General features: G+C 56.3%; 10 protein-coding genes. 6 read left to right on the forward strand and 4 right to left on the reverse strand.

Annotated elements, in window-relative coordinates; genetic code table 11:
* Window positions 1–472 precede the first annotated feature (472 nt).
* From KHO41_RS33265 to KHO41_RS33280, 4 genes are all read left to right on the forward strand, one after another.
* Entirely contained in the window at window positions 473–916 is a 444-nt protein-coding gene (locus tag KHO41_RS33265; RefSeq protein WP_211957491.1) for a hypothetical protein, read from the forward strand.
* Between the two features lie 165 nt (window positions 917–1081).
* On the forward strand, window positions 1082–2647 hold the full coding sequence (locus KHO41_RS33270) for a recombinase family protein (protein WP_211957492.1): 1566 nt from the start codon (window positions 1082–1084) through the stop codon (window positions 2645–2647).
* A gap of 29 nt (window positions 2648–2676) precedes the next feature.
* Window positions 2677–3546 carry a plasmid partitioning protein RepB C-terminal domain-containing protein gene (locus tag KHO41_RS33275; RefSeq protein ID WP_376989892.1) on the forward strand — a complete coding sequence of 290 codons (870 nt, stop codon included), beginning with the start codon at window positions 2677–2679 and terminating at the stop codon, window positions 3544–3546.
* Window positions 3543–4445: a plasmid partitioning protein RepB C-terminal domain-containing protein gene (locus tag KHO41_RS33280; protein ID WP_211957494.1), complete on the forward strand. Its 903-nt coding sequence runs from the start codon at window positions 3543–3545 to the stop codon at window positions 4443–4445. Before KHO41_RS33275 ends, KHO41_RS33280 begins: the two co-directional genes overlap by 4 nt.
* Before the next feature lie 150 nt (window positions 4446–4595).
* Here the strand turns inward: KHO41_RS33280 and KHO41_RS33285 are convergent, their stop codons facing one another.
* The 3 genes from KHO41_RS33285 to KHO41_RS33295 all read right to left on the reverse strand — a co-directional run bounded on the left by KHO41_RS33285 (window position 4596) and on the right by KHO41_RS33295 (window position 8986).
* Complete coding sequence (locus KHO41_RS33285; RefSeq protein WP_211957495.1) at window positions 4596–5921, reverse strand: hypothetical protein; 1326 nt, start codon at window positions 5919–5921, stop codon at window positions 4596–4598.
* 438 nt (window positions 5922–6359) lie between these two features.
* Window positions 6360–8501, reverse strand: coding sequence for a DUF4357 domain-containing protein (locus tag KHO41_RS33290; protein ID WP_211957496.1), 2142 nt, complete (start codon window positions 8499–8501; stop codon window positions 6360–6362).
* Between the two features lie 245 nt (window positions 8502–8746).
* Window positions 8747–8986 carry a hypothetical protein gene (locus KHO41_RS33295; RefSeq protein ID WP_211957497.1) on the reverse strand — a complete coding sequence of 80 codons (240 nt, stop codon included), beginning with the start codon at window positions 8984–8986 and terminating at the stop codon, window positions 8747–8749.
* Here KHO41_RS33295 and KHO41_RS33300 point away from each other — a divergent pair.
* Entirely contained in the window at window positions 8985–10109 is a 1125-nt protein-coding gene (locus KHO41_RS33300) for a hypothetical protein (protein ID WP_211957498.1), read from the forward strand. The two genes, KHO41_RS33295 and KHO41_RS33300, sit on opposite strands and share 2 nt — an antisense overlap.
* Window positions 10110–10253: 144 nt before the next feature.
* Window positions 10254–11051 (forward strand): OST-HTH/LOTUS domain-containing protein, encoded by a 798-nt coding sequence (locus KHO41_RS33305; RefSeq protein ID WP_211957499.1) that lies wholly within the window; start codon window positions 10254–10256, stop codon window positions 11049–11051.
* A 1697-nt stretch (window positions 11052–12748) separates the two neighbouring features.
* Here the strand turns inward: KHO41_RS33305 and KHO41_RS33310 are convergent.
* Window positions 12749–13117, reverse strand: coding sequence for a hypothetical protein (locus tag KHO41_RS33310; RefSeq protein ID WP_211957500.1), 369 nt, complete (start codon window positions 13115–13117; stop codon window positions 12749–12751).
* Between the last annotated feature and the right edge of the window lie 72 nt (window positions 13118–13189).

Genomic DNA, 13189 nt, shown 5'->3' on the forward strand with positions numbered 1-13189 from the left:
AAATCAACTCATCGTGACCGCGCCCTCTACAATCTGAACCGCGTAACATCCCCTCGCGCGCAACGGTCACGTTGCGCCGGAATCGTCGGTCACGTTCACCGGAATACGCAGCTTTTCAATAACTTCGCTTGAATTAAGGAAATTCTAGCGATTTTCGCGGGTGATGGGAATTTGCCGGGTGCGCACCGAAAACCCATCTCTATCCCATCTCAGGCCGGTGATTTCTCTGGCGGGCGAGACGGCGGCGTGCCAGTAGCAACCCGAGCTGGAAAGAACCCATGAAATCGACGAGTGACTTTCGGGGTGACCGAAGCGTGTGCGATTTCAGGCGTCGACGACCGTGACTCGTCCGAAAAGTGTGCGACTCGTCTGCAAGACTGTCCGAGAATTGTATGTTTCTGGCACACCTAGTCCGCCGTGACAACTCGAGACGTCTGCGTGCGCCCGTCGCAACCCGACTTGGAGGGCATTCATGAAATCGACCCACCTTTGTCTCGCCTGTGGTAACGCGTTTGTGCCGTTGCCGCATGTTCCCCACCAGCGTTACTGCTCCGAGAAAGCCTGCCAGCGCGCCCGTCGACGTGACTGGCAAAACCGCCGACTTCGTACCGACACCGATTATCGCGACAACCAAGCGAGGGCCCAGGCGAAGTGGCGCATAACTCACCCCAATTATTGGCGCGAGTATCGAGCTGCTCATCCGGCATATCGAGAGCGCAACCGCAGCATGCAGCGGATGCGCAATGCAAGGCGGACTTTCAAACCGATTGCAAACATGGATGTCATAGGGCGCCATCGGACGTTGGGTTCTGGCTTCTATGTACTGTGTCATGCGGACGAGGCCAGCATTGCAAAAATGAACGCGTGGACCGTCCATATCGCCGTCCTGTCGGCACCTGCAGCGCCCCCCATATGATTGCAAAGAGATGACGTGATTCACCTTGGCGTCGTGCCTGCTACCCTTGCCTCACCAAGTTCGCTTTCAAACGCCACCACCTGATGTGAAGCCGTGGTGCGCGCATTTGAAGCTCCCTTGCGTTCGGTGCCATCCGCGGTCTATGTCTGAGTTGCGGAGTGAAAAATGTCATCCAATAACGCGGTTGCTGCAGTCGTTGCCGGCTCGTTGGCCGGACGGGCAGCGGAGTATTTCCGCATGTCGACCGAACATCAGCAGTATTCGACCGAGAATCAGCGCGACAAAATTCGAGAGTACGCATCCCGTCGCGGATTCGAAATCGTCCGCACGTACGCTGATGAGGGTAAGAGTGGCCTTCGAATCGACGGTCGCAAGGCACTTCAAAATCTCATCTCAGATGTGGTCAGTGGCAATGTTGATTTCAGCGTAATCCTCGTCTATGACGTGAGTCGATGGGGGCGATTCCAGGATGCCGACGAGAGCGCTTACTACGAGTACATTTGCCGCCGTGCCGGCATCCAAGTTGCGTACTGCGCAGAGCAGTTCGAGAACGATGGCTCGCCTGTCTCGACCATCGTGAAAGGGGTAAAACGTGCAATGGCTGGCGAGTACAGCCGAGAGTTGTCCGCGAAGGTATTCGCCGGCCAGTGCCGTTTGATTGAGATGGGCTTCCGACAAGGAGGTCCAGCCGGCTACGGGCTACGCCGCGTATTGGTCGATGAGCACGGCCTTATGAAGGCAGAACTATGCCGCGGCGAACATAAAAGCCTGCAGACAGACCGGGTAATCCTCATGCCGGGACCAGAAAGCGAAGTGCGAATCGTCAATCTAATCTACAGCTGGTTTATCGACGAGTCACTCGACGAGTATGAAATCGCAGCTCGCTTGAATGGTATGCATGTACGGACTGACCTTGACCGAGAGTGGACGCGAGCCACGGTACGAGAGGTATTTACCAACGAGAAATACATCGGCAACAACGTATACAACCGGGTCTCATTCAAGCTGAAGAAGATGCGTGTGTCCAACACGCCGGACATGTGGATTCGAAAGGAGGGCGCATTTCAGGGAATTGTACCGAGCGAAACTTTCTACACGGCTCAGGGCATCATGAGGGCCAGAGCTCGTCGCTACTCGAATGAGGAGCTAATTGAGCGACTGCGCAACCTGTACCGTAGTCGCGGATTTCTTTCCGGTGTAGTGATTGATGAAACAGATGGCATGCCTTCTACGTCAGTCTACGTGTACCGGTTCGGCAGCCTAATTCGTGCATACCAGACAGTCGGTTTTACCCCTGGACGAGACTATCAATACATTGAAACCAACCGCTTCCTGCGGAAACTGCATCCAGAAATCGTCGCGCAGACAGAGAGGAAAATCGCGGATTTGGGCGGCACGGTGATACGCGACCCGGCTACCGACCTGCTGACGGTCAATGACGAGTTCACGGCGTGCATCGTGCTCGCGCGCTGCCAGGCGCATGGCAATGGCCGGAATCATTGGAAGGTCCGCTTCGATACGAGCCTGCTTCCGGATATTACTGTTGCGGTGCGGCTCGACCAAATGAATGCCTCGGAGCTGGACTACTATCTATTGCCACGTCTGGATTTTTTGCAACCTCGTATTCACCTCGCTGACCAAAATCCAATCGAGTTTGAGAGTTATCGCTTCGATACGCTGGACTACCTCTATGGCATGGCCGAGCGTGCACGTCTCAGGAGAGTAGCGTGAACTCGCGGCAGCAGCTCGGTGAAATCCGGATGGTCCCCGTCTCTCAGATAGAAGTCATCAATCCGCGAGAACGCAATGGTCGAGTTTTCAAGGAAATCGTCGACAACATCAAGACCATCGGCCTCAAGAAACCTATTGTTGTCACCCCGCGAGCGACCGCCGGTGGCATAGAGAAATACCTCCTCGTGTGCGGCGAGGGGCGATTGAAGGCATTCCGCTCGCTCGGGGAAGCGACCATCCCCGCACTCGTTGTAAGTGTGAGCGACGAGGACGCGTTCGTAATGAGTTTGGCGGAAAACATCGCGCGCAGACAGTGTCGCCCACTTGAGCGGCTTGCTGGCATTCGTCAATTGCAGGAGCAGGGATATACGCCGAAGGTCATTGCAGAAAAGACCGGTCTTACGCCTTCTTACGTTCAAGGCATTCTCACCCTGCTGCGCCAAGGAGAAGAACGGCTAGTTGTTGCGGTGGAGAAAGGTCTTGTCCCCCTGAATGCGGCGCTTACGATTGTTGGCGCCGGCGACGACGACGCCGAAATACAAGCAGCACTCCAAGAGGCCTATGAGTCGGGCAAATTGCGGGGCAAGCAACTGATGAACGCCCGCCGAGTCATCGAGCGCCGAAAAGCGCTCGGGCGAAGCACAGCCCACAACATGACGAGCAAGTCTGCCGCCGTCACGACATCGAGTCTCGTACGGACGTATGAGCACGAGGTAGAACGTCAGAAATCCATGGTGAGAAAGGCCGAGTTCACGCAACAACGGCTGCTATTTGTGGTGGGCGCGTTGAGGCAACTGTTTGCCGATGAGAACTTCATCAACCTGCTTCGAGCGGAGGGACTGGCCAGCCTGCCGAAGTATCTTGCCGAACGTGTTTGGCCAATCGGGAGTGCCACATGACTGGCGTGACTCTTGGGTTCATCCCCGAGCCGTTGTCGGTGCTGGTCACCAACATCTTGCCATCGCGCAGGATACCGGCACCCGTGGTGGAATCGCGAAAATTTAAGCAGATAAGAACCTCCATTGAGGAGGTGGGCCTCATCGAACCGCTCTCTGTAACGCCTGCGGACCAATCTTCCGGCCAACATGTCCTGCTAGACGGGCATCTCCGCTTACTTGCCATCCAGGACTTGGGGTACGAGCGGGCTGCCTGCCTCGTCGCAACTGATGACGAGAGCTACACGTATAACAACCGCGTAAATCGCCTCTCTACAATTCAAGAGCACTACATGATACGGCGTGTAATTGAAAGAGGCGTGTCACCCGAACGATTGGCGAAAGCTCTTTCCGTAGACGTGTCCCAGATTATAAAAAAGATGTCGCTGCTCGATGGCATTTGCCCGGAAGCGGCTGAGCTTCTGGGAGACCGGCAATTCTCGGCGGAGCTTGTTCGCGCTATTCGCAAAATGAAGCCGACGCGGCAGGTCGAATGCGTTGAACTGATGGTGGCCGCGAACAACGTGTCAGTCTCCTACGCTGAGGCTTTATTGGTGGCTACGCCTGCCGCGTTTCTCGTGGAGGGAAAGAAGCCACGCAAACTGACGGGCGTCAACCCGGAGCAGATGGCGAAAATGGAGCGGGAAATGAGCAATCTGCAGGGGCAGTACAAGCTCGTGGAACAGACTTACGGTCAAGACGTACTAAATCTGGTACTTGCGAAAGGATACCTCGCCAAGCTCCTCGAAAACGAATCTGCTCGGCAATACGTTGCGCAGCGCCATCCGGATTTGATGGTGGAGTTCGAGTCCATCGTCGCGACCATTTCTCTCGACCAGCAGCAATGCGGCGCGGTCCTCTAGCCGATGGTGCCGGCTGTGGCATATGTTCATCTGCCTCTCTGGCTGAGCTGATTAGGTGAGCACGAGCGACGCAAGGCATCCTGGAATTCAGACTACGAGTGTGGGAGCCACGGTGAACGCAACCACCGGATTCCGGAGCTGGTGACACGGTCAGGCTCTCTGAGCCGCTGCCAGAACGACTCGAGATGATGTCTTCAGAAGGCGACCGATTACCGCTGAAAGGTCTTCGGGCGTAAGATGGCTTGTACCAATCCACCCCCCGCTCACCAATCCTGAGAAGTCGCTGTTCGACATATGGCGAGGTATTGAGTCGTATTTCACGATTTGCCCGGACCGTGGTCCTTGAGTTTGCTTTAGTTCAAGCAACGTAGCGACGTCAGCTCGGCGCAACAGACGACCATCACACAGCTCACCATCTTGCCGCTGCAGTGGCAGGCGTTTGCAGAACTTTACATAGAACGGGGCCGTACAAAGCCTGCTTTGATGCATCTGCACTTCAGGCACTTGATACCCATTGGCTCTCGAAATCCGCATCTGCTCGAAGGCAATCTCGGCCTGCCGCATGCTTTCCATTTGGTCGTAGAACTTGTGGTCGGCGCGATACGTCCATTCAGAGTTTTTGTTGTCACAACACTTGTACTGAATCATGACCAGCGATGCCAGGTCAGCCAAGTAGATGAGCAAGTCAACACCTAAGGCAGTCTCAAGTGGTCCTTTGTCGAGCGTTTGCACATGGAGCTTGCGTGAACCTTCTCCTATTGAAAGGTCTCCGGTTACCGCGAAGTCCGGCAACACGAGACTGGCAAATGCATTCCGGTCATAGTCGACGAGTTCGCGCTCTTGGGTCGGCGCAACCCCTTCGAGGTACGAGATAAATGAGTCTTCTTTTGCGCTCTCGTCTACCAGTTTAGCCCTCCTAAACACGTCACGACGAGTGTTCCCAAGTTTCGCACAATCCAGCGCCAAGCCAATGGCGTCTCGCTGCAAAGCAAGTGTCTGCAGGTTGCTCGAAGTTTCAATCCGTTCGGGCTGGCAAACCTTTTGCCACAGGACCTCAAGCTCGCTTGCGATGGATGGCCGCAATCCCGATACCGTTCTACGCACCTCCTCCCAGGCAACGGGCGGCATCCTCCTTGCGACTCCGCCAACGCTCCTCACAAGCGACTTCTTCGTTCCGGGTGACACCCTGCTCTCAAGCTGCGTCACCGAAATCGGCTCGAAAAACACAAAGTCCGAAAACCGGTAGTTCCGCGCCCCGGTGTTTTGGGGCCCCGCCTTGTAGGAAGCCATTGCAGCGGCGGAGATTTGCTTGCCCTCACCATCGAAGCACACCAAGAAGAATTCTCGTGTCTTGGCCGAGTTGTCCAAGCGCGAGAGCTCCAGGGAAAAGGGCTCGCGTGCCCGAGCCCGGTCTTCGAATAAGCGCGAACGCTCCGGCTCGAAAGAAATGAGGAAGCCTCCTTTGCCTGTTGCCATGACGTTTCCTATCGCGCGCAGTTGGTGCAGCAGTTTTGGAATTCTGAGAATGATAAGGCACTTTTTTCCGCTGAGCTGCACGGTGTATTGCAACGGAAGCAGTGCAGCGCGGACTGCGGCATGCGACAGCGGGAAGCAGGGGAGAACTCCGCAGCAACTGACTGACCCAAAAGGCACAGCCTCGTTGTCGGAGGCGCTGCTTTGCCAAGCGGAGCAGGCACGGTTACCAGTCGTCGCTGGTATGACCACCGTTTGAGGGATGAGGCCAGGTGGGGCGGGCAGCTAAGCCGGCGGCCCGGCCTAGAAGTTTGCGCTTTGGTTCAGGTCGACGAGAAAACGCGGCGCTGGAGCAAGAGGCGCACGGAGATGCAATCTAACTGTAATGTGTAGCCGCACATCCGGCACCTCTTAGTTTCTGGAACAGTCCTGTGACTGCCCTCATGCCTGGCTTGAGCTCCCATGGCCCTCATTCGCGTTTCCATTCGCCGGCTGATTTTCTGGCAAGTTGTCTTGCCAAGCCGCGTAAGTGATGGTCGTCCCCTTGAGTCGCCAGGTGTCGCGACCATTATCGGTGCGCCCCAAAACAGTGGCAGACGCTGCGCTAGGGCTGGAGAAATTCACATCCCGTATGAAGACCAGGTGCGAGCCGTCGGGCGATAACTGCAGGGAACCCTCGCTGCGCAAACCTTCGCGTAGCTGCTGGTATGAATGCGGTTGCCCGGACCAATCCAGCTTCGCCTGCGACTGGGCAAGGACAATGAAGGCACTACCACTCTTTCGCGCCAAAGCATTGAGGCAGTGCTTAGCGCTTTCCAGCTCGAAGTCGACGCCCTCGCCGTTCGCCGACAGTTCAGACAACATCTCATTCGCGAGGTCGGCCTTACTTTTGCGGTCTTCCAGGCGCCAGTGATTCTCGAATGAATCCATCACAAACGTCTGCCGCTGCTGCATGACATTGGCGGTCCAGTCCGAATGCTGGAGTACCTGTGTCGTAAGGGCGAAACTGCTGACTCCGCCCTTCGAGAAGTACGTGGTCTTCTTCCACGAGAAGTCGCGATTACTCGCCGAGCTGTTCTTCTTGCGGCTCAGTAGAACAAGATTGCCCAAGCGGTGCACCCAACTTTGATAGACCTTCGTATCTGGAACCCACGTTACCCATTGGCTGTTCGGAGCGGCTTGCTGCGGCATCACATGCTCGACCGAGACAACGTCATGCTCGTAGATTGCGCTCCCGTCAGACAGGAGACGGTCCAGGCGCAAGAGCAGTAACGCAACGGCCCGTGCAGAATGCGTGTCGTATAGCGGCCCATTTAGCATTGAGTACGTGTCATACTGCTCACCCGGCGAAAGTTGTAACGCTGACATCCCGTCAAAGAGGTTGAGTCCGTTTTCGACGGCTCCCGTCAGCGCGGAAAAGCGTTCTACTCGACCATTCACGCCGACCTTCCGCGCCAGCATCGAATACGCGAGGCGCTCGAGGTCACGAAAGAACGCCAACATCAGGCCAGGCTGCTCGCGATGCCGTACATAAAATGATAATGCTGGCGGAACCCAGTCCTTGAACTCCAGCCTATTGAGCCAGCGCAGATGTTCGTTCACCTGCTCCGCGTGCATCTGGCTAGCGTAATCTGAACCGCTTAGCGCAGCAAAAGCGTCTGCCATCGGCAGTAGGATTTTATCGACAAACACTTGCGGTTGCGCGACTGGAGCGACGTGCTCCTTGAACTCCTTGAGCAGCGTCCCGTGAGGCTTGGCTTTGCGATACACCATACGGATATGGCCGAACAGGTCGCCGAACTCGTCGCGCCCCAAATCCTCTTCCGCGTCTTCCCAGTTTTTTGTGTACGCCTCGCGCAACCCCGACTCTACGCCCCCAATGATTTCTGCCTTCAGAATGTCTGTAGCGCTCAAATCCAGGCCGCGGCTATTGAGAACCCCGAAAATGCGATAGGCAGAATCAAGGTCGGGGGTCGCGACCACGACGAGGTAGCAGCGCGTGATAATGAACTGGACGAGTCGAACCAACTCGGACTGTTCCAGTTCAGCAAGTCCGGTCATAAAGACGTTGGCATTTGCTCGAAGACGCTCCTGCGCACTCGGCAGTATCGAATTGAGCTGAATAAGCTTGGCTAAGCCATCCTCGTGCTGGACGTACTGGCGGAAAAAATCTCTGTCTCGCTCTCGCAGTGAAAGTCGATAGCTGGCTGCCGTGGCGGATACGACATCACCATGCTCGTAGATGCGCTTTGTGATACCTGCCTGCACTGCGCCATCATTTATCGTGGTCCTGATGGCTGAAAGCAGAAGCGTTAGCGTAGTCAAACGCTGTTGACCATCGACCACCGTCGCATCAGGCGAAGCCTCGTTCTTGATGAGAACAATGCTGCCAAGGAAATACGGTACGGCATCTCCAAGCTGTTCGGGCGCCGTCTCTAGTGCGGTCAGCAGGTCGTCAAGAAGTTCCTGAGCCTGGTCATTACCCCATGAATAAGGCCGCTGGTAGCCCGGTATGGTGAACACGTATTCATCGCTGAAAATCTTCGCCAGCGTCTGTTCTTTTGCGGTGAGGGTGTTGGACACGTGGATTTCCTGGCCGATTGGGAGTTGCTATGCGCCCCAAATATACTGGCTTTCACGGTCGCCGGCACTTTCATGCGCCACCCCGAGTCACGTGATACGCCCCTACGAAGATGTGCCTGAACTTCCGTGCCTCGGGGATAACGCCATGACTCGGCCGAACAGACCTCCTTCTTGTTGGGACAAACCAATCTCCCGCTCCCCGCATCGAGCCAGGGGCATCGCCCTGGCTGCCTGCGGTCGGAGGGTCAGCGACCGGCCGCAATCTGGCCGAGCTCCGCCAAAACGGTGTTCTTAAATGTCTCAAACACAATCCAATTCTTGAACTCCGGGTTCCAATACCCACGTCCTCGGCAAATTGGCTCGACCAGTTTCCGAACAGGCTCGCAGATTTGGTGGAACACTGCGATGTTGTTTCTGGGCAATTCGCGCACGTGAACCGACACACCCAGAATAGAAAAAGTCCATACTCCGTTTCGTTCAAACATGATGACCTCCTGTGTTGGAAACGAGGCCAGCCTAGCCAGCACGGGTAATCAAAAACAGTTGCCAACGGTGGAAGAAACTGTGCAAGACGGAAATATTCTTCTTAAAATCAATAACATAGACAGCGGCCAGCCCCAGATACTCCAGGCTAACGAGAACGAAAGGCTGGCCGCACTCGACGCGTTCTTGGGCTTTCTCAAACTGCAGGGGAAGGAGACGAAGGCGCTGAGAGTCGCGCGCGGACTTGCTGAACACACTCGAAAGAGGTTGAACGAAGGCAAAGCCCTAGTTGTTTACAATTCCGTCAACGTTGCGGAGATGGCGGAACAACCTGTGACGCCAGAGCGGGCCACCGCCTGGCTCGCCAAAATCTGGAGCAATCTTGAGGAGCGCCTTGAAGAGCGTGAAACCGGCATCCAGGACTTCGCCCGCCAGGCAGGGCTATCGATTTATGCATGGCCCAGGAAGACTTCCGGCGCAGGTGGCGCTGGAAATAACTCCACCTACGCCATCGAGTTCCTGAAGCTTCCTTCAGCCAACGCGCATTCCCCGGAGATTGCGCCCGGCGGCGTCGCCTACGTGCAAGACCTGACCTTGAAGCCGGCCTTTTGGCTGAAGCCACTCATCCGGACTGGCTTTGCCCTCAAGGGATGGAGGCGCGTCGCCTTCCTCGTGTATGGCTTTGGCGGGCTCGCGGTCATCGGAGCGCTATTCGTTCTGCTGTGGCTAGCTCTGACGACACAGTCGGCGAGAATACCAAGCGGTGACATTGCTACCCTAATATTGTTCGCCGCGGTGGTCGGATGGCTGGGTTTCGCATTTCTTAGCCCATTCTGGAGGCTGATTGACTTGCGCATTATCATGGCACCCGACCTGCTGTTGTCGTTACGTGAGCGTGGCGTTCAACTCGAAGCAGCAAAAGAGCCTGCGGGCGACGGGCAGCACGTCCGAGTCATACGATTGGTGCGGTACTCAGCCCGCTGCCCCAAATGCGGAGAGGCTGTCCATCTCTACAATGGTCGGAGAGAGTTTCCAGGACGCCTGGTGGGGAAGTGCGACGAGCATCCTGCCGAACATGTTTACTCGTTCGACAGGTTTACAAAGACAGGCAGCCCACTACGATAGGGTCCAACCCGGACTGCTCTGCGCGAGTCCGGCCATCCGCTTGTCAACCTGGACCTCTTGGGTCGCTATTTGCTGGCTCCCAAGCGGGGACACTCCAGCCCATGCCTGTGCGATGATAGGTCCTTCATTCTTGCGGACTCCTTCATGGAAAACGACCACGCAGTGCTGCTGAATTCGGTTCTCGTTCGGCTCGGCCGCAATATCCTGCTATTCCAGCGGATTGAATCAGCATTGAAGTTCATGCTGCCATTTATGCACCCGAAAGGGAGTGCTAGCGGTGACGAGGCCTTCGCCAGGTTTCGGGACAAGGCCAAGGGCCAAACGTTAGGGAAGCTGGTGGAAAATCTCCAGGAGTCCATAAATGCGGACACGGACGCTGTAGCGCAGTATCTCGAGCGCATGGTAGAGCAGCGCAATCAACTCGTTCACCATTTCCACGAAATGCCCGGCGTCTCGCTGTTGACCGAGGCCGGTTGCCGTGCAGCGATACAAGTTCTTGACGACCAGCATCACGAAGCGCAACCGCTCCAGGACTTGGTCCATCTACTAGGTGTCAGCCTGGGAGCGTCGCTGGCCGCAAAGTTCAAGGACGACCCTGAATGGGTGGCCGTCTACACGGCACTAAAGCAGGAACTCCCTGCCCATGTCGAGTATGTGGACCTGTCTGACCCGAGCGAGACGACTTGGCCCACCACTCGCATAGTTCGGGCTCTCCAGGAGGCCGAATCTCGGACCGAGCCCGTGAACGGCCTGACGTCGTTAGCCCGTGCCGGGGCCTTCCTCCGCTCGCTCGACCCTGACCTTAATCCGCAGGCGTACGGTGTCAGCAAGCTCAAGCGTGTCCTCGTACTGTCAGAGGCCTTTGACATCGTCGAACACTGCCCGCATGAAACGTCGGAACCCATCACTCTCTATCGTAGCAAGCCCGCCAACGGGCCCTGAGTGAATTCAATACCTGCACGAGATAGCGATAACTAAGCGTATTCATTTGGCTAGAAGCGAATTCGCGCAGGCGAGGGGGTAAGCGTCGCCAATATCCTGCACGCTCAACGAACACAAATCTCGGACGACTTAGCTTCAGTCGTTGAGGTCGGCGTCTGTATCCACATCTGGCATGCTGACCAAGGCCTATTTTAGCGAGCGCCAATACGGCTTCCTCAGCTTCGCACGGCAAATTTCGAGCTCTCGCGACAATGCGTCAATTTCTGACTGCATGCCGGCTGCCCGCTTGAGGAGTTGACCAACTCGATACCAATATTCGTAACCCAAGTCACCGTCCGCTAACGCAAGCTCGTGCAATTTGCGAAGTGCAATGTCCAGGTCAATTTGATTCTCCGAAGACATCATCGTGCTCCTTTTTCGGGCGCGGCAGCCTCATCCCTGTGATGCACGTAGGTGACGGCGCTCACTTCCCAGTTTAGGTCCGCTTCCCATCATCTGCTGGGCTCATCGACCGTCCAAATCAGCTTATCTCGAGCGAAGCATTGCCCCATTCAGGGAAGACTTCTTCGATTTGCGTTTCATGCTCACCTGTGATGCATATACTCATATGCAGGGACGTACATGCTATCCGCCGCGCGCAAAGCCGCCGGGTGGTGAGGGCCGCCCCGTCACGGATGACGGGCTTCGGTGATGTCGTTGTTGCCGCTCGCGCTGACGGGGTACCAACCACCAGGGCGTGAGGGAAATCGAGCACTGGGGGGTTGCCTTGAGAAGCTCGGCGCGCTGGCGAAGATAGAGGCGCGAGGCAAAAAGTCTGTCGGGCGAGGCCGGCTCCATACCGTAGAAGGAGGGGTGGCGGCTGAGTGAAGGCGCATCCCAGGCAGCTGCCAGGGAGGGCTAGGCTCAGCCTCACCACCCGTAGCAAGGCGGTGCAGGTGTACACCTTCTTTTTGGCTGAGCCCTTTGGGCGAGTAGGAGGCATGTGAAACCTCTCTCGGTTAAGCCTATGTTTGTGGAAAGAGCGGTATTGGCACTCTCCGGATGAAGCCGCACGTTCGAGCATCGCAGGCTGGCAACCTGTCAACTCTCTACATCGTGAGCACATGGTCGTGTCATGCCTACGAGATAGAATGCGTGGACATTCATCAACGGCGAGCTCGCTTACATTCATGCTGTCCGTGGCCGTCGCCCATCATCACGTGAATGATTGAAGAGTTAGCCTGCGAGAGGTGCCGTAGCTCCGCACGGAAGCCATATAGTCGATGCAGTGCTACGGCAATCGCACATGAGCGTGAGTACCCGCCTTCACAGTGCACAACCACCGATGTGATTTCGTGCGGCAGACCCTCGACGAATGTGCGAACCGCTTGGGCTTGGTCCTTGGTGAATGCGTGGATGAGTTTTTCTTGCGCCCTCGCCGAGAGGTTTGGATTCAGGAAATCGACATCCGCAAAGCTCAAACGCAGAACATGAGCAAAGCTACCGATGTTTGCCTGAGGGCGTTCGGGCGCTGTGATTGAGATAAGCGCCACAGCCGGTAGTTGAGGTAGCTTTTCCGCATCCGCTCGCGATAGCGCAAAAACTTGACGCGTCCCGTCTGCGGGAGACTTGTACAGTTTCCCAATGATGTCCTGCAGTCGCCGCGTCATTTCATTCCTCGCAAGAACCCTTCGCTGCAGCAAACGTACTATGTCTGGTCATCGCCCACCTCCCTCGCCTTTCGCTTGGTTTGTCAGCAACTCACGCGTCCGCTTCATCGTCCAGGCTATTTCGGCAGACGAAAGGTCCCAGCGGCCAGTACTGACCTTGTTGGCAACGCTCTTTTCGACTCGAGTAAGTACATCGTCCAATGGACAGACGTGCTCAGACATTTTGCGCGCGGCGTAGCCTGCAAGCTGTTGAGCAAGGTCCTCACATGCGTCGTAACGTTCCCACAGTTCATCCTCAGTGAGGCCCGCGTAGTACCGTCCATCAATCCTGCGCAGGACGAGCTTGGGTTGCGCACCTGAGACGACGCCATGGCCTGGCTCTCTCGGGAAATCATCGGGAATCACACGGTTAGTCATCAATTTCTCCCAAGAGTTTGCATGTCGGTCGCGCTCTTCCTGCGTGTGCCTCTCAGCCCCACGTCCAACAAA

The organism is Cupriavidus numazuensis (genome assembly GCF_905397435.1).
GTDB classification, from domain to species: Bacteria; Pseudomonadota; Gammaproteobacteria; order Burkholderiales; family Burkholderiaceae; genus Cupriavidus; species Cupriavidus numazuensis.

What these genes read in the sequence shown, in the direction of transcription:
- KHO41_RS33265 (WP_211957491.1), top strand. Translation starts at nt 473, where the DNA reads ATGAAATCGACCCACCTTTGTCTCGCCTGTGGTAACGCGTTTGTGCCG.
- KHO41_RS33270 (WP_211957492.1), top strand. Translation starts at nt 1,082, where the DNA reads ATGTCATCCAATAACGCGGTTGCTGCAGTCGTTGCCGGCTCGTTGGCC.
- KHO41_RS33275 (WP_376989892.1), top strand. Translation starts at nt 2,677, where the DNA reads ATGGTCCCCGTCTCTCAGATAGAAGTCATCAATCCGCGAGAACGCAAT.
- KHO41_RS33280 (WP_211957494.1), top strand. Translation starts at nt 3,543, where the DNA reads ATGACTGGCGTGACTCTTGGGTTCATCCCCGAGCCGTTGTCGGTGCTG.
- KHO41_RS33285 (WP_211957495.1), bottom strand. Translation starts at nt 5,921, where the DNA reads ATGGCAACAGGCAAAGGAGGCTTCCTCATTTCTTTCGAGCCGGAGCGT.
- KHO41_RS33300 (WP_211957498.1), top strand. Translation starts at nt 8,985, where the DNA reads ATGATGACCTCCTGTGTTGGAAACGAGGCCAGCCTAGCCAGCACGGGT.
- KHO41_RS33295 (WP_211957497.1), bottom strand. Translation starts at nt 8,986, where the DNA reads ATGTTTGAACGAAACGGAGTATGGACTTTTTCTATTCTGGGTGTGTCG.
- KHO41_RS33305 (WP_211957499.1), top strand. Translation starts at nt 10,254, where the DNA reads ATGGAAAACGACCACGCAGTGCTGCTGAATTCGGTTCTCGTTCGGCTC.
- KHO41_RS33310 (WP_211957500.1), bottom strand. Translation starts at nt 13,117, where the DNA reads ATGACTAACCGTGTGATTCCCGATGATTTCCCGAGAGAGCCAGGCCAT.